The sequence below is a fragment of the Bythopirellula goksoeyrii genome (assembly GCF_008065115.1).
GTDB classification, from domain to species: Bacteria; Planctomycetota; Planctomycetia; order Pirellulales; family Lacipirellulaceae; genus Bythopirellula; species Bythopirellula goksoeyrii.
In genome coordinates, this window is record NZ_CP042913.1 from 834000 (window position 1) to 851777 (window position 17778).

14 protein-coding genes are annotated in these 17778 nt (G+C 48.6%); 1 reads left to right on the top strand and 13 read right to left on the bottom strand.

The genetic code is table 11. From position 1 onward, the window contains the following. Nucleotides 1-8 precede the first annotated feature (8 nt). From Pr1d_RS03300 to Pr1d_RS03360, 13 genes are all read right to left on the bottom strand, one after another. Nucleotides 9-881: an alpha/beta hydrolase family protein gene (locus Pr1d_RS03300; protein ID WP_148072195.1), complete on the bottom strand. Its 873-nt coding sequence runs from the start codon at nt 879-881 to the stop codon at nt 9-11. Nucleotides 882-933: 52 nt separating this feature from the next. Then, nucleotides 934-1950, bottom strand: a complete 1017-nt coding sequence (locus Pr1d_RS03305) for a D-2-hydroxyacid dehydrogenase (protein ID WP_148072196.1) — start codon at nt 1948-1950, stop codon at nt 934-936. A gap of 3 nt (nt 1951-1953) precedes the next feature. Beyond that, nucleotides 1954-3186, bottom strand: coding sequence for a mandelate racemase/muconate lactonizing enzyme family protein (locus tag Pr1d_RS03310; RefSeq protein WP_148072197.1), 1233 nt, complete (start codon nt 3184-3186; stop codon nt 1954-1956). Next, a complete protein-coding gene (locus Pr1d_RS03315) occupies nt 3183-4889 on the bottom strand; it encodes a hypothetical protein (RefSeq protein WP_148072198.1) in 1707 nt (568 codons plus the stop codon). The genes Pr1d_RS03310 and Pr1d_RS03315 overlap by 4 nt, the downstream gene beginning before the upstream one ends. 137 nt (nt 4890-5026) lie before the next feature. After that, nucleotides 5027-5446 carry a hypothetical protein gene (locus Pr1d_RS03320; RefSeq protein WP_148072199.1) on the bottom strand — a complete coding sequence of 140 codons (420 nt, stop codon included), beginning with the start codon at nt 5444-5446 and terminating at the stop codon, nt 5027-5029. A gap of 27 nt (nt 5447-5473) precedes the next feature. Beyond that, complete coding sequence (locus Pr1d_RS03325) at nt 5474-6451, bottom strand: DUF1559 domain-containing protein (protein WP_168205492.1); 978 nt, start codon at nt 6449-6451, stop codon at nt 5474-5476. 148 nt (nt 6452-6599) lie between these two features. After that, nucleotides 6600-7790, bottom strand: coding sequence for an SGNH/GDSL hydrolase family protein (locus tag Pr1d_RS03330; RefSeq protein ID WP_210417871.1), 1191 nt, complete (start codon nt 7788-7790; stop codon nt 6600-6602). 11 nt (nt 7791-7801) lie between these two features. Next, nucleotides 7802-10744, bottom strand: coding sequence for a PVC-type heme-binding CxxCH protein (locus tag Pr1d_RS03335; RefSeq protein WP_168205031.1), 2943 nt, complete (start codon nt 10742-10744; stop codon nt 7802-7804). Nucleotides 10745-10970: 226 nt separating this feature from the next. Beyond that, nucleotides 10971-12266 (bottom strand): FG-GAP repeat domain-containing protein, encoded by a 1296-nt coding sequence (locus tag Pr1d_RS03340; RefSeq protein ID WP_148072202.1) that lies wholly within the window; start codon nt 12264-12266, stop codon nt 10971-10973. Between the two features lie 235 nt (nt 12267-12501). Next, nucleotides 12502-13305 carry an HpcH/HpaI aldolase family protein gene (locus Pr1d_RS03345; protein ID WP_148072203.1) on the bottom strand — a complete coding sequence of 268 codons (804 nt, stop codon included), beginning with the start codon at nt 13303-13305 and terminating at the stop codon, nt 12502-12504. Nucleotides 13306-13417: 112 nt separating this feature from the next. Next, on the bottom strand, nt 13418-14233 hold the full coding sequence (locus tag Pr1d_RS03350; protein ID WP_148072204.1) for an SDR family oxidoreductase: 816 nt from the start codon (nt 14231-14233) through the stop codon (nt 13418-13420). 25 nt (nt 14234-14258) lie between these two features. Then, entirely contained in the window at nt 14259-15263 is a 1005-nt protein-coding gene (locus Pr1d_RS03355; RefSeq protein WP_148072205.1) for a Gfo/Idh/MocA family protein, read from the bottom strand. Nucleotides 15264-15330: 67 nt separating this feature from the next. Beyond that, on the bottom strand, nt 15331-16134 hold the full coding sequence (locus Pr1d_RS03360; protein WP_238476626.1) for a 3-keto-disaccharide hydrolase: 804 nt from the start codon (nt 16132-16134) through the stop codon (nt 15331-15333). A gap of 230 nt (nt 16135-16364) precedes the next feature. On the opposite strand from Pr1d_RS03360, the gene Pr1d_RS03365 reads away from it, so the two are divergent. Then, nucleotides 16365-17699, top strand: a complete 1335-nt coding sequence (locus Pr1d_RS03365; RefSeq protein WP_148072206.1) for a Gfo/Idh/MocA family protein — start codon at nt 16365-16367, stop codon at nt 17697-17699. Nucleotides 17700-17778: the final 79 nt, after the last annotated feature.

Below are 17778 nucleotides of genomic sequence, written 5' to 3' on the forward strand. Positions count from 1 at the left end.
CTTGCCAATTAGTCCTGTTGTTGAGCGGTATTTAAGAGAATCTCCATACCCCGTTCATACCATTCATCGCCACATCGATGTCCAAGGTCAGGAGTCACAAAAAAGTCAACCAGCGAACGGCTTAACCCCTTTTTCTCATTCGCAGTATTAAGATCCAAGAAGAATTGGCAGCAACTTAAAGTACCAACCCGATCATCGTGATTCCCGATAGCCATATAGATCTTCTTTCCAGACAGATCGTCCGCAAACTTTGAGAGTCGAAGGTCTATAATTTCCGGCTTGTCCTTCATCGGTTCGATTTCACTGAGATCTCGCCAATCGGTAACAGGAGCAAAACCTCCGCCAATATTCAGTCTTTCATCTGCAGCCATCAGCCTAAAGGCCATGTAGGCGTAGCGGGAAATACCCGTCACAACGATGCGATCCGGCTTAGCCCATCCTTGCACAATGCAGTAATCGATTACTGCTTGGGCCTCTTCGATAAATTCCAAGGTGGGGTCAGGACCCTCAGCAGCCATCTCCCCAAAGGTTCCCAAAGATGAGGCGACACTAGGAACACTAAGGCTAACAGCGCGATGCCCTCGTTCCAAGAAGTATTTTGCAGGAAGATCGTTTGGCGGCAGTAGATGAGTATTAGCCCCACCAATTGTAAGTAACAATAACGGGTCGGAGTGAATCTTCTCCTTCGAGGGAGAGGCAATGACCGCAGGGACCTGACGGCCGTCGACATCTACATCGAATTCAACCACCTCCAAACCTTGATCAATTAACGGCGCGTAGACATTGTCGGATTCCTTCTTCTTGTCGCTTGCCTGATCCGCATTTCCTGGTGAGATAAAGAGGAATACCAGTGGCAAGCAAAGGAGTAGTGAATAATTCATAACCAAAGTTTCTTCTAGAGGTAGTTTGTAAGCAAATCTCAACATCCGCCTGCTAGTTTAGTTGCGAAGGAGACAATTCATTTAATAGTGGCTTTCCCTCACGGTACTTTTCAACGTTCTGGACAAAGATATCCCACACTCTCGAAGCAAAGTGGGTACTTGAACCTGAACCAGAAACATGAGGAGTCATGATCACATTAGGAAAACGCCAGAGAGGATGGTCCGCTGGCATGGGATAATGATAATGTGCGTCGAGGGCGGCGCCTGCGATCCATTTCTCGCGCAATGCCTTGAGCAGAGCTTCCTCATCGACCAATGGGCCGCGGGCGGGGTTCAGTATATAAGCGTGCTCGGGAAGCAGACGCAGCTCTTGATGGGAAACTATCCCTCGATTGGCATCGTTGAGCGGCATGGAAAGGACAAGAAAATCGAGATTGGACAAAAACTCGTCTTTATCTTTCAGATGGAAAACTCGGTCTGGTAGGGTTCCTTCAACGTCGCCCGTCCCAGGAACTCGATAGATGTCGTCTCGCCGTTGGACACCACGACGAGTCAATACGTGAACTTGCAGACCCATCGACTTTGCGAGACGCGCAGTTTCGCGTCCTATACCTCCGTATCCCCAAATGCCCAGCGTTCGGCCACGTACTTCTGATTGATGTCGCGCAGATCGATCCCAGTGGCCAGCTTCTTGATTGCGAATCATTGTTCGCAAATCACGGCACAGATTGACAATCATAGAAATTGTCCACTCAGCAATTGGGACGTCGAACTCTCCTAGCCCGTTGCAAGCACGAATGCCTTTTGCAACAAGATTGAGACCCTCCAGTTGCTGGTAACCGGAAGAAGTGACCTGAATTAATTTCAGATCATGCATTTCATCAAAGTTGGTAGGTGGAAAAGTGCAAAGCAGAATCTCCGCATCGCAAATCAGTTCAGCGGGAAGTACGCGTTGCTCCTCATTGTTTCCATATACTTCAGAAATGCATTTAACCTGAACGTCCCCGATAGCCCGGAGGCGTTCCAGTCCCTCAGTATCGATTTTTGCGTCGATTACTACTATAGGCATACCTTAGCTCCGCACCTTCAAGTCTTCTTCACGCAGCTTGCCGGGCACGCTCGAGATCGCTCCACTACCGGGCACGAACGGGAATCGTAGCTTAGTGTTTTCAGTAAGGATAACTCCCAGGCCAGGTGTTTCAGGAGGTAACAAGAATCCGCCTTCTGAACTTAACGAATCATTGATCAGTTCGCTGTGCAAGGGCCCGTAATCGGCAGCGACTTCCACGATAGCCGTGTTCGGACAACTGAAAGCGACATGCACATTTTGCATGAGCGATCCCCCCGCCCCCCAGGAGTGCGTGGCCATGTGGCGGCCTTGATTTTCCAATTCTTGGGCGACCCTTGCTGTCTCGCTCAAACCCGCTGTAAAAGAGGCATCGGGTTGCCCGATGTCAAACGAAGCAGCGTGTAGGTAGGGCCTCCACTCGATCAGCGAGGTCAGGCATTCCCCTCCGGCGATTTGTATGGAGGTGCTTCGACAAAGCTCGCCGTAAGCCTCGGGATCGGAATAAGGCAAAGGTTCTTCGAAGAAGAAAAGATCGTAAGGTTCACATGCAGACAGGACTGCTTTCGCAGTTTCTAGAGTCCAAGGTTGTGGATGCTCATTCATGTGACCGTCGAGCATGATTCTTACATCATCGCCCACATGACGGCGGACAAAGTCGAGTTTGTTGGATTCAAAGTGGGCGGCTTCGTCAGGTTCGCTCGAATGAACGTGTCCCGTGTGAGGCTGAAAGGATCCAGCGCCGAGCTTAATCCCGCAAAATCCGAGGGACAGATAGTGGTCGAGCTTGGCAGCCAACTTATCGAGTGGGTAGTTGCTTGGGCCTCCTGTGGCATAGTAAGGCAATCTTTCGTGGCAGCAACCAGCGCCCAAGAGTTGGTGGACCGGAAGGTTGAGAAGCTTTCCCTTGAGATCCCACAGTGCTGCCTCGATCCCCGCTAGAACGATCGCTCCTAAGCCCACGCGACACCAGAAATTACCGCAATGGTACATTCTGGCCCACAACTCCGGGATGTCTTCGACATCCTGGTCTACAAGAATGGGCTTAAAGAAATCGACGATGACCGGCACCATTTCAGGACAGAAATAGCCTGCATAAGTTTCCCCTAGACCAATAACATTGGCGTCGGAATGAATTTCGATAAATGCGGCGCTGCGAGTTTCGTCTGCTTCACGCAGGTAGGGGTCGTTTGTTGAAGGCCCTGTTAAGAGGACCGTTCGCACATCGGTAATTCTCATTTGGCGTTATCTCGCTTTGAGACATACAGGGCATGTATTTTGATAGCTTTTTTGTCTTCGCCTTGGTACGTGGCCTGGATTTTTACTGGTTTTGAAGAGCCTTCTATACCTTCATTCCCCTGCCACGACACATGTTGGCGAAATCCGTTGGAATCCAATCTCGCCGCGTTCTCGCCGGAGTAGGCAGGGATTGGCCTTTCCAACTCATCGAGAAGCTCCACTTTGACCCAGGCATCTTCAGATAGTCCCGTGGCATTGAAAAACAGGTCGGAGGGTTCATCAACCTTGAGGGCGCAGGTAATAAACGCCGCTTCTTTCTCTGGATTCATCACAGAAAGCGATGAAAATCGATCTCTGTCCAGTGTTACAAGCCCTAGACCCCCTCGAGGTTTGTAGTCTTGGCCGGTTCGAGGGTCCCAATGGCCGTAGTAGATGAAAGTTTTCTCACCGATATTCTCGAAGGCTTGCGACATCAAAAGCCCCCCCTGATCCCACTCTCCATCTTCACCTCGCTCAATGAAAATGTGATCGGGAATAGGTTCGCGGAAATAGAGACCGTCATTGCTCAGCAAGAGCCCCAAATCGATGGTAACGTTCTCCCACCCCACACCTCCATTCCAGAGACCATAGGTAGAGACAAGGACATTGCCCCGATCCCAGGTTGAGCTTTGATGAACTTGTGCTCCTTCGTTGCCCAATCTGGATCTGTACTCGCCCCGTGTGCCATCTCGAACAAACGATAACGTTTTTGTTCGAGACCAATTCACAAAATCTGGAGAACGAAATATTGTTAAAACGCGTCCGCAATCAGTGCCATCTGGGAGCCACATGAATGGAGTGACTTGCTGTCCCATGAGATGATACATTCCATTCCATTTATAGAGGCCTCCCATCTCAAAATGCTCGGGTGGAATTGCGGTTTCATCACTGGCAACGGTGTAGTTCTCAAGTTTGGCATCTATGGCGATCTTCCAACGTAGGCCATCAGCACTAAAGAATGGAATGGGCGCTCCCGCTGGTCGCCCGTCGAATCGTGCTCCCATATGAAATACCATTTTGAACCGTCTGGCAGGATCTGGGTCGTCAGGTTCATAGATTACACGACAATCAAGGCCATGGGCCGTGGAAGGATCCATAAGAAGCAGATTGTTATTCTTGTTGCCATTCCATTCGACGAGCCCCAAGTTTGGCTTCTCCCAATCGATGCCGTCTTCACTCTCCGCATAAGCCAATTGACCACCCTTGTAGTGGACGTCGTTGGGCATATTGCGCATATCTTCTTCATTCAGGGCAAGATACCAAAGTTTGTATTTTCCTTCGTGGTAGATCACAGATCCATAGCACTGCACCCCCCATTCATCGGGATCGCCAGATTCTCCGCGACGAAGCAGTGGGTTGTCTTGATGTTTATCAACTGGCTCCATCGACAAAACGAGGTTGGTAGTAAATGGAATCGAAATATTGTCCATGGAGAACAAGGTGGCTTCTTCGACCGTCGTGGGGGCGGATCCTAGAACGGTAATTCCAGACTTTGTTTCCGATTCGCGGGTGGGCTGCCTTGAAGAATTGCCAGCAACACGGGGGGAAGCACTCGCTGCGAGAGACCCCGTTTGAGCAAGTGCTTCTTGAGGGCAAACAGAAATACAGGCCGTGAAAACAGCCATAAGTTTCAGAAATGAATAAAACGTACGATAATTGCTCATAGATTTCACTCCAATTCGGGATGTTTGATTAGAAGACATGGATTGCCTTTCCTGGCATGTTCAATTCGCTTCTTGCTCTATTTCAACTCTTTTTCGAATGACTAAATACTCACGTATTCAATAAGTTCTAATTGCCTTTACTTAGTGGAACTATCTCTGAGTTCAAAATTGATCTGGTCCTCACCTGTATCAACGGTAGCGGTAAGACCACTCGTACGGAACTCTCCGTAAGCTGCAGGTATTAAATCTTTACCAGGGATAATACGAGGCCTTCCCTCAGGATTTTCTTTGTCTGGTTCGCGTGAAATTATTGCCACTTTGTGGCTGCCTGGCGTTGCGTCAAGTCGATAGTTTCCGTCCTCTTTAATATCTGAAACGGCCGTTTTACCAGAAGAATGCTGATACAGAACGCTTCCCTTTGATAGAGGTTGCCCCTGATAGCTCACATTGCCCGTGACAACGGAGGTAGCTTCCGACTCTTTTGACTTTCCACAACCCGCAACACAGAGAAAAACGATAGCAAAGTTGATGCAAGAATTGATTGGCGTTTTCTGCACTTTTCAGTTCGTTCCTTGAAAGGGAGTTTAGAGACCATCAGTAGCAAAGCCGCCATCAGCACGATCTGCCATGTTTTGGAAAATGGTGAGATCGATCGTTTCAGAGATAAAATGCGCACTGCCGTCAGCCATTGTCACATGAACTCCTCCTGGGTGGGCACTTTTCAAGGCAGCCCGCGTCGTCGTATTTCCCAGAGGCGGTCTACATCCTACACAGGGCCAATACCAAGCAGTGTTTGGCAGATGGGCGACCGTTCGCACGGAGTAGGTCGCGGTATCGCTACCATTATGAATCTTTTCTTTAAAGAAGTGCCCCATATTCCAAACGGTATCGTTGTCCTGTAAACCCCCGTCATCAAATTGCTGCCCGGGCGCCAAATCCGAATATTCTCCAACTATCAATGTGTGCGAGCTACCGTCCTCGATATCATTGAATCCTGTCTTGCTATCTTGGTAGAGTATTCCTTCTCCCGACGGGAAACCAATACGATCAGAGCCAGCTATGCCAACATATTCCAGAATGCCAATTTCATTAGAGTCATACCCGCTCCCTGGGGCATAGTTATAAATTGAGGAATGACCCGAGGAAGGGCAGCGGTATATCTGCAGCTCTTGCTTAAGGGCAAAAATATGATCGGGGGGGCCTCGTAGAGTTGGCCAAGAATAGCCAGGCTCTGACACGTCAACTAGAGTATAGAGATTGCTCTGCTCCAAGTACGGCAAAATCAATGTCGCCCATGGATAGCCTGAGAACGGAAAGGCGATCTCCAATTCTGGAGGATCCCAGGTCCCAGGAGGAAACACTTGGTTTGTCGACACATAGTTCTGAAGCCCCAGGCCCATCTGCTTTACATGGTTGAGGCATGTAGAACGTCGTGCCGATTCTCGCGCCGCCTGGATTGCTGGCAGCAATAGCGCAACGAGTACGCCAATGATGGCAATCACCACTAAGAGTTCAACCAACGTAAACGCTCGAAACTGATTAGTCTTGCGGATGAGTTTCATAGACTTCCCTTTTTCGAATAGCATACGAACCCCACGGAAGATTGTACTATAATGATATTATCTTAATGCTTAGTTTTCGGCAAGTCAAGCAATTTCCTGGTATTATATTACCCCGTAATGTCTCTCTGAAATCGGGCGATTTCCACATCTAATCTCTGGAGTCAACCAATAGAGAGAGCACAGCTTGTGCGTAGATCAGGTGACCATAGTCATTGGGATGATTTAGTCCGTTTCCTGTAAGATCATAGAAACTCTTGTGTTTTAGTAACTCTTCCCAGAATGCTGTAATATCTACCAGGACAACTCCTTCTCCTGTTAATTCGCGAAGTGCTTCACGATAAAGCGAAAACTGTTCCATAGGCATGCCCCATTCGACATTCCCAAGCATGGTTGATACCAGGATGAATTCCACATCGCTTGTTCGTGTACGATATATATCCATAATGCCTTGGATATTGTTCTTGAACGCTTTGGCATCTTGGTTAAGGACATCGTTCATTCCAAAAGCAATGATGACCAAATCAGCATTTTCGCCTTGCGCCGGGTTGTTTTCTAGAAACTCAAGTCCTTGACTCGAATTCCATCCATTGACTGCAAGGTTGGTAAACTCTACAGAGCTGCCGAAATGCTTGGCGAGCGCGAGCGCAACCAATTCTCCATAAGCCGGACAACCCGGGCTCGTCTTAGTGAACTTTGAAGCGTTGTATCCTGCAGAGATACTGTCGCCGCAAAGTTCTAGTTGGATGGGCTGCTTGTTTTTCAGCTTCTTAAGGGTGTTCCGCAAGATATTTCCTGCGTAATCTGGAGTCGGCCCCTTCCACTGTCCAGGGTTACATCGATATAGAACTTCGACTTGCAGTTGATGGTAGCCAGATTCATTGTCAAAAAACACACCACGGGTTGTATCGCCTTGCAGACGACGGTACTTAGGAGCGTCGGAAGTCATTAGAGGATACATTTGATCTACGGTTCGATAGGGTATTTTCGAACCAGCAGGTAATCGAAAGGAATTTGTGGCCTTGTCAAATTCGTAATCTGTGTCAGGGTCGAAGGCCGTATCGCGTGTGGCATTTTCAATCGAAATGATTTCAGTGGGTCGAAAAAGTAGTGCGGCACCAGGCTGATCCGCAGAATCGGGCTGAATGAAGAACAGAGATTCTCTCTGGAGGTCTTCTCGCCAGAATGGATGCAGTGCCCGCTCGATGAATTCAGCTTCAGGACCAGTGGAAGACTCAGCCCGTGCCTGAGTTAAAAGCGTTATCAGTGTCAGAGCAAATAGAACACCTATGTGAAACCCTGCAAAAATGCGGGCAAGAGGGGCTAAAACACTAAAAGACATAATTCGTCCACCTACTGGCCAAGATTATTGTCGTCGGGTAATGCAATTTGGGAACGACTCATTAAGTAAGCGAACAAATTGCAAATCTGCTCCTCATCCAATTGAGTAAGAACACCATCTGGCATGAGTGAAGCATCTCGCTCTAGGATTTCTTCAATTTCTTCTCGGTCCAAGACAAGCTCTTCGTTTTGAGTTCTGACCGTAATCGTATGAGGGGTTTGCAAAACGACAACTCCGTTTACGATTCTGCCGTCATCCAGAACAATCACGGATACTTTGTAATCCTTGCTCACAGAAGCACCGGGGTCGACAATATTCTCCAATAGGTAGCTTAAGTTATTCCTGTTTGAGCCGGTCAGATCTGGGCCAACCGATCTTCCCTGGCCGTATAAGATGTGGCAGGCGCTGCAGGTCTTTGAGAATATCTGTCGACCTTGTGAGGGATCGCTTTGAACCATCCTTTCGGGTGTGAGGACAGACTTTAGTTTTTCAATTTGTTGCTTTTTTTCTGCGGACGTCTCTCGTAATGAACCCCAGATAGTTTCCAGTTCAGTGTTGATCGACTCATCCTCAAAGCTTCGCAGTTGTCTCGCATGATACGCACTAATGACTTCCCGGTCTAAGGATCCGGATGTTACAGCACTGAGGAGTGTCTGGGCATAGGCTGGGCGCGAAGTCAATGTGTCGATAGCCAACGCCTTCCCCTCGGGGTCCAGCCATTCATATCGCCCCAAGACGAGTGTTGGGATTTCCGGGTCATTGTAGGAGGCGAACCCTCGCACTGCTTCATTGGATAGTGCGAAATCACTGAGTAGTAGTTTCAGGACGGCGAGCACCTCCTCGCCACCTTCTGCCACCAAGGTTCGAAGCGCACTGCGTCTCGATTCAACATCTGCTTCTTTGTTGAGTGCAATTTCCCGTAACTCTGAAATGGCCAGTCCATCTCCAAACACAACTCCCAATTTTCTCACTTCATCCAGGACGGAATCTGCCGACTCGGCGGACAGGCGTTGGGAAGTCTCTTGCCAAGACTCCGGCATGGGGGCCTGTCTTCTCCCTTGTAAAGCCTGATTCATCCCTTTCAGTAGATCTAATTGGAATTCAGTGTCGTCTCGGGAAGTTGTTAGCTGTAGCAATTGATTGACTGCCGCGGTGCACGAGTCCAAATCGCTCGTGATTCGTCTTGCAATCAAACGACGCACAAGTGGGATGCGGCTAATTTCGGCTAGCCGAACGGCCCTTTCCGGATTAGCGGGAACGGCTCCTTCAACACCATACCAGATCATTAGTGGCAAGGTAGAGTCATCGGAATCCTCTCCGTGCGTAACGAGTGCTTCTGCCATCGGCCATCTGAGTTCGGCCGGCAAACGTTGCATTGTTGAAGCCAAGAACAACCTTACTAGTCCAGACTCTTCTGCTTTGGCCATTTTGACAAGCTGATCGAGAGTTTCGGCATCAACATTAGGTGGCTCACATAAAAAGCGAACAGCCCAGAGCCGTACATGCTCACTGGGATGGGTGAATTGCTCCCGCAAAAAGTCCTGGTTGGATTCATCAATAAGATTCAAGCACCAAAGTGCTCTTAACTGGCGAGTGTCGTCGCTCTCTTCAACAAACTGCTTTTTAAGTGCCTCCACCGCCAACGACATGTCTTTTCCTGATGCGGCGCGTTCGTGTAAAAGGCGCCGAGATTGCCGGACATACCAATCGTTTTTGTGGAGCTGTAGCTCCACAAGCTCAAGATCAGTTAGTTCTGCCAGATTCTTAAAAGCAGGTGGATCCGGCTTTCCATAGGTGACTTTGTAAATTCGCCCGGAAGTCCTGTGAATTCCATCCTGATCATGACATTCACCGGAATCTGACCAGTCTGTTACAAAGACGCCCCCGTCGGGACCATAGATTAAGTCAATTCCTCGGAACCAAGGGTCTTTGGCAAGAAAGAGGTCTTCGCCATGATGGCCAACGTACCCTGCGCCCTTCCTTTCCAAGAAGTCGTGATTCATGCGCCGACCATGGAAATTGAGTGTGTAAATCGAATTGCGATACGATTCTGGCCAGTTGTCCCCTAAGTAGATCATCAATCCACTATGAGCATGGCCTCCTCCCGCTTCTAGAGTTGTATAGCTGATGCCTTTTTGAACCTCGTTCCAAGTTTCGCCAGTATCCCAATGAAAGTGGTCGGCACATTGTTCAATCAACTCATAGGTATAGGGATTCAGATCACCCCCAAACATGCGCCGATAGTGCGCCCCTGGTACGACATGCCAAAGATGGCCAATCACTGTATTGATAAAGAACATTTGTCCATGGTCATCGTAGTCGAATCCCCAGGGATTCGTTGTTCCATGGGCTACGATCTCAAATTGATCACTTGTAGGGTGATAACGCCAAATTCCACAGTTGATCTGTTTGCGTTGGGAAGGTGTGTCACCAGGTTTTCCGACTAGAGACGTTGCTAGTATGCCATGCCGTCCATAAAGCCAACCATCTGGGCCCCACTTGAGACCGTTCACAATATTATGTCGAACGACATTCTCATCCCAACCATCTAAGACAACCTGCGGATCGCCATCGGGAACGTCGTCCTTATCTCGATCCGGAATAAACAATAGATTGGGTGCACAGAGGGCCCAAACTCCACCGTGTCCTACTTCGACACTCGTAAGTTTTTGGGCGCCATCCCAATACACCTTTCTCTGATCAAATTTGCCATCATTGTCAGTGTCTTCCAAGATGACGATCCGATCATACTCTTGCTCATCAAAGTTTGTCTCCGCCTCGGCATATGTATAGTTTTCTGCGATCCAGAGTCTTCCCCGTTCGTCTGTGGTAATAGAGATTGGCTGTTGAACATGAGGCTCGGATGCAAACAAAGAGACTTCAAATCCTTCTGGGACGTCGAAGCCTTTTAAGGCTTCAGTGGCTGCAACCGGATCACCCGCTTCCGTATTCAAATGTCTGCTGTGGCTTTGGCCGTAACCTAGACTAGTGGTTAGTCTGAATGCTAATAGTAGGACACAGAGGTCTCTAAGATAAATGGAGGTACGTGTTTGTAGAGCAGGGCAGGATATCATGGTTTGATGAGTGAGACAGTTAAGGGTTAAAAGCTGCCAATTCTGAGCAAACGAAGGCCAGCGCCTGCATCATGCGGATCCTTGTTATTGGTCGTGAATTCGGGAGTTACTCTTTCGTAGCCCCTAGGTTTCGCCACCACCTGATTTCATTGGCACCATGCTCCGCGCTGCCAGCGATGTCGAGGAGCCCATCATTATCGAGATCCGCAATAATAACTGTATTCGCCATGGGCCACAGAGGCTTGATGACATGCATATTCCATTCACCTCTTGGATCTCCGGTGTTCTCAAACCATGCCAGTCTGCCCTCCGCACTCCAACCTGTGGCAACAACATCGATATCGCCGTCATTATCCAGATCTCCTGCGACGGCTTCAAACCCTTGAGGAAATGATGGAGCAATGGTGTGTTTCTTCCAATCAGTTCCCAAACCCGGCGTACCAACATTTTCGTACCAGGAGACTTGATGTGACTCCGGTGATTGATTGCCCACTGCGGCAGCGATGCCAAAGGCCATGACTACATCGAGATCTCCATCGCCATCAAGATCAACAGGTTGCCCATGTGCTGGCGCGACCGTCTTGTCATCGATGATGTGTTTCTTCCACATTTCTTCTTTTGGCTGACCTGAGTTCTCGTACCAGAGAATCTTATTTCCTACTCGCGCACTTCCGAGCAGGTCCGGCATACCATCTCGGTTGAAATCGGCCACATCAATCGTTCGGGTTTCGCGAATATCTAAATCGACCTTGTGGCGCTTCCATTCGGCTCCTGTTCCTGCAGCGCCAACATTCTCAAACCAATCAAATCGATTGCCGAAACGCCAACTAGATGCCGCCACGTCAAGGTCGCCATCCTCGTCGATGTCGGCCAGAGCTACATCGTAGGAACCAGGTACTTCCATACGAGCCGAAACTCGGTGTAGTTTCCACGGCCACGCTATTTTCTCATTGCCTGGGTTCTCAAACCAACGGATATCCCAGTTCATGTTGTCTACAATGACGATATCCAGTAGGCCATCTCTATTAATGTCTCCGATAGCGTGCCGCTCCATACGTGTTGGCTGATCTTCGTCGAGAGCGTATTTCTGGATGAACGAATGCTTGAAGCCACCGCTGCCATCGTTTAGTAGTAAGTAAAGGTTGCAATTGGGTTCGGCGTCTGCGCTGGTAAGATCTAGAGATCCATCGCCGTTAAAATCAGCTGCTGCTATCCCATAGGCATAAGTGTAGTTATGGAGAAGCCGCTCTTCTTCGAAGGAAACGGGACCTGCCTTCACCGTTTTTGAAGGTTCAGGAGCAGCGGAGGGGATATCGGCATAAGCACCTTCTTTCGAGATTGAGGTCTCTACGAGAGCCAAGCCTAGCAATATGCCAATAATTCCTGATTTAAAAACTTGCATGACGATTCTCTGCTGTGAATGTGGGAGACGTAGCTGTAAATGCAGGATGAAGCCAACCGAAAGAGTAAGGAAAACCAGGTACTTTGAGGCGATTCAAGCCTTTCCCATTCCTTCTGGAGACCGAGCAGCCAATGGATAACTGAGATTGAGACAACGTACGATTATACTATTATCTTTTATGGTACCGACTATGTGGTTTCCGTCAAGTATTTCTTCCACTTCCAAACAGCATCCGCTAATCAGAGGAGCTTTTCGGGGCTCCACTCTTCACGCCCAGCTTGGCAAATCGATCGAGCAGCAAGGAGAGGCCGTTGCGAAGAACAATAATATCTGCGCCGCTGAAATAGAGACGGCAACCCAGGTTATTCAATTGATGAAAATGCTCATCGCTGAAAACGGGCATTCCCCATTGCTTTCCAGCACTTCGGGCTGCTTCACTTACTTGCTGCATTGCGTTCAGGATTTTGGGATGGGTAAATTCACCGGGAATATTTTCAAGAATGGAATAATCAGCAGGTCCCAGCATCAAGGCATCGATCCCTTCCACGGCAGCGATCTTAGGCGCTTCTTGTAAAGCCAGTTGGTCTTCCAATTGGATGATAATAAGTGTTTCGTTGTTGGCATGCTGAATATACTCCTTCATCGGATGTTTTGCGTAAGAAGCGTCAGGTCCAGCTCCATCAAACCCCCTTGTTCCTAGAGGAGCAAATTTTGCCCATCGAACGACTTCAGCTGCTTCTTCTGCGTTGGAACAGCGTGGGTACATAATTCCTTGAGCACCCGCTTCAAGTAGTCGCGACATCCTCATGAACTCACCCTTGGCAGGACGAGCGATTACGTCGGAATCGCCCACCCTTGAAGCAAGTATTAAATGACTTGCCGTTTCGAGCGAGTGACCATGGTGTTCCAGATCCATCCACAGGCCGTCAAAGCCCATATCACTGGCCATTTCATAGACGGATGGGTCGTTCAGATGAAATTGAGTAATTAAAACGGACTCATCTCGAGCCAGCTTGGCTTTGATCGTGCTTGATCTCATGCAAAAAGTTCCCTGAGCTTATTCGAAGTTAAAACTAACGTCTATTGAAAGTGTGCAATCTCGGAAAACAGATTATTTGATTCTGCAATTGTTGAATCGTGATCGATTTTGGCTACCAAGCAGTCCAGCCTCCATCGACCACTAAGTTGTGCCCAGTAACATAGCTGCTTGCATCACTTGCAAGATAGACGACCGCCCCTTTCAATTCGCTAGGTTGACCGATTCTCTTAAGAGGAACGCGTTCTACCAGCCTCGCTTTCAGCTTCTCCGGCGCTAAGTCTGAAGGAAACGGCCCTGGGCTTATGCAGTTGACGCGAACCTGATCCTGAGCCCAGTACACAGCTAAGTGGCGTGTGAGATGGATAATTCCCCCCTTGAGTGCATGGTATCCGGGAGGACTGGCCGGGCAAATCTCGTCGTAACAATCGGGGTAGGAAGCAACAAGTCCATACATAGAACCAAGCAATAAGATACTGGCCGATTTATTGGCTTCTACAGCAAGATTGCGGATCCTGCGTGCCAATAAAAAGTAACCAGTTGCGTTGGCCAGCTGGCGGGTAAACTCCTCTCCATTGACTGTGGTCCAGTCCTTGGGATTTGCTTCATGGCCATTGTTGACCAGAATGTCGATGTGAGACACCTTATCTTGTAGTGAATTAATGGCCTGATCGATACCTGCTTCGTTCATATGATTCAACGCAAGTCCGAGATGTCCGATCGAGTTAGGGTCCGTCAGTTGATGCGCAAGGGACTCTGCACGCTCCTGTGAGGTAGAGCAGACTATGACCCTTGCTCCTGCTTCAGCCAAAGCACTCGCGAGAGATCTACCTAGAAAGCCAGTTCCACCGGTTATCAAAGCAGTTTTACCTGTCAAATCAAATAACTGTTGAACAGTCGGATCGACCTCGACTTTGCGAGTACTTTTCATCGTATTTTCCAAGTATTGAATTTCGCTATTCAACGGGAACAGTCTGCCAGTTTCTGTGAGTTAGAGATTCGAGTGCCGCTAAGTTGCAATGCAAAGTATGCATACCTTCTTGTATAGTACATGCAGGCGTGGCATGTTCGGCTACGGCATCGAGAAACTTATTTGCTTGATTGATAAACAAGGTGTCTCGTTCTGGGACATCGCTGGGAATGTCCTGCCAAACACCCCCTGGTTCAACCATCCAACTCCAGCGATTATTGTGCATTTCGAATCGTGCCGTACCGTTCTGGCAAACAACGGTTATTGTGTTCTCAGTGGGTGCTTGATGTTGATTTAAGCAGTAGTTGGCAAGAACTTCCCCATGGCGTGCTAGTACCTGGACTGTATCCTCGACTTCTACTCCTTCAAGTTTTTGATGAGCCGCATCAGCGACTAGTCGCTCGATAGGACCGACAAGCCATTCACCTGCGTTGAAGACGTGAGTCATAGCATCTTGAATGGCTCCGCCACCGGTGGCGTGATTCGTATAGTAGGTTTGCCTGTAAGCCGGACGGTAGGTAGGAAAATGTGCTCCGCTCACTGCGATTAGCTGCAAAGGTTTGCCAAAACGATCACTTGCAATAGCTTCCTTCATAGCCTGCATCGCTGGATGTGCACGATAAACATAAGCCACGGAGGCAATGATTTGCTTCTGTTCTATTACTTTGCATAACTCGGCCACACCTTCCAAATTCGCACTCAGCGGTTTTTCAATTAACTGGTGAACACCCAACTCTGCCAGGCGATGGGCTATCGGGATATGTAGTTGAGCGGGGGTAGCAATAACTGCAGCTTCTGGGGGATTTGTTAGTGCTTCATCTAAGGTGGAATAACTTTGATGAATACCATACTGCTGAGCGATGCGTTCTCTTAAGTCACTATTGGTTTCACAAATTGAAAGGCGGGCTCGATTGCTTGCCTGAAAGCAACGAAGATGGCGTTCGCCAATGGATCCCACTCCAATAATCAATACTTCTACCAAATCTGACATCGCTTCTTATTCCGTCGCATGAGAGCAATTCGAGGTCTGGCACCCAATTTTGGCAAATGAGTTGATGCTAAGGAAGTTCACGAATGCGAATGTTTCTAAAATCGATGGGTGAACCTTCCGATTCCAGTGCAATATAGCCACTTCGCGGGACACAATCATTTCCCCCGGAGACTTCTTCGCCGTTCACCCATAATCGTATTTCTCCATTGATACAGCGAATGTAGTAGTTATTCCAAGTGCCATGTCCGTGGGATAGGTTCTTGGAAGGGAAGCTGCGCACACCATTCGGAGAGACCGGTGGAAATGGCTTCATGGCAGCAGTTCCGACAGGAAATACATCGCCATGCGTCGAGAACCAATCGACTTTTGTGTTGTGGGCTTTTTCGTAGTTAACTTTGTAGCCATGATCTAGGATTTGAATCTCTATCCCCGCTGGTAGTTGATTAGGTTCTAGATCTACGATGGACTCTGCGGGAATCCAAATGAACACGCCAGAGTTGCCTGCTGATTTCAGGTGGCACCATTCCAACACCAACTCAAAATTCGTGTACTTCGTTGCCGATCGAAGGATTCCAATTGGATCTCCCGTGCAATGCACCAGATTTCCATCCCATGCCCAGGTGTCCGGAGAGCAATTTACGTTGACAAAATCCTTCTCTTCTAGGCCAATCCAACTCTCTCCTTTTCCATCGATAAACGCACGCGAGCCAAATGCATTCTGTATGCTGCCTGAATTTCGAGAAGTACTAGTGCCTTCCTCCGCATAGATCGATTGCTGTTCAAAACTCAACACCGACAGGAAACCGGTAGCCATCAATAACGTCGGCCATCGGTTTCGACCAAGTTTCGAGCAGGTTGCTCCATGAATCATGCCATCATTCCATGCTTACGGGGATTCTCAATTGTTAGCATTTGCAGGGGCTAGTCACTTGTGTTATTATGTTCGATTATGGTGTATTCAAACGGAAAAGCAAGAGCTATTCCTTGGCTTGTAGGGAGGATTCTTCGCTATTTTCTATCTGCCACCGAAGAAAAATGTTAGCTTCCCAGTAGGGAACGCACTTTGATTCCAGTGATACAACCACTTCAAAAGGAAGCATCATGAATAAGTACACTCTGCCTGATGATCGAGCTGGGAGGTGCGAAATACGCCCTTCAGGAGAAACTAGTGCGGCAAGCTCACGTCGCGAGTTTCTCAAATCTTCGGTGGCTGCTACGGCTGCCATAGGAACTATGGCTTCCCCTGGCCACGCACATACGGCTGGCGACGACAAGCTGAAAGTTGGGCTTATTGGCTGCGGAGGCCGAGGGACCGGGGCTGCCATTGATGCTCTTCACGCAGATCCACGTGCAGAAATTACCGCACTTGGCGACACATTTATCGATCGTATTCAAGGATGCCTTTCTAGCCTTTTGGAGGACGAGGAAGTATCAGGCCGTGTTGCTGTAAATGAGGATCACCAGTTTGTTGGTTTTGATGCCTATAAGCAAGTCATTGACAGCGGTGTCGATGTGGTGCTGTTAGCCACTTCACCACATTTCCGTCCCCAGCATCTGGAATATGCAATTGAGAAAGGAAAGCATTGCTTTGTGGAAAAACCAGTAGCGGTCGATGTTCCAGGAGTTCTGAGAGTAGAGCAGGCCTGCAAATCGGCCAAAGAAAAGAGCCTTTCTGTTGTTTCTGGATTGTGTTGGCGCTATGACAAGGGTGTTCAAGCCACCATGGATAAAATTGCCAATGACTCCATCGGTGACATCATCTCAATTGAATCGACCTACAACGGATTTCAAATTGCTCACCGAGGCAATAATCCCGATTTGAGTCAGATGGAGAACCAGATTCGCAACTGGTACCACTTCGCTTGGCTGTCGGGAGACCACATTGTGGAACAAGCAGTTCACAGCCTTGACAAATCGGCCTGGCTGCTTGGAGATGCCCATCCCTTGCGGGCCTTTGGGACAGGGGGCCGCCAACAGCGAGTCGAGAAAAAGTACGGTAACATATACGATCATCATACGGTCTTTTTTGAGTTTCCTAACGACGTCAAAGTTTTCTTTACGTGTCGTCAACAAGACAATACGACACCACGAGTTGATGAACTCGTGCTAGGTTCTGAGGGACAAGCCTTGATTCTTAGGAATCAGATTCGAGGAAAAGAAACCTGGAAGTATCGCGGCCCCAAGCCAAGTATGTACCGCGTTGAACACGAGGAGCTTTTCAATAGCATTCGCAATAGTGACCCCATCAACGATGGACATCACATGTGCAACAGCACTTTGATGGGAATCTTGGGCCGGAATTGCACCTATACGGGCCAAGAAATCACCTGGGATCAGTTGATGCAAAGCACCGAACGCTTGGGGCCTGAGGACTATCAGTGGGGAGATGTGTCGGTAGCTCCAGTGGCAATTCCTGGGATTACTCAGTTTTCTTAAGTCGCTGCTAGAGATGGATACTTCAAAAAACCCTTATTGACTACTTGACATAATGTTTGTATCGCTCACAATCTAATAC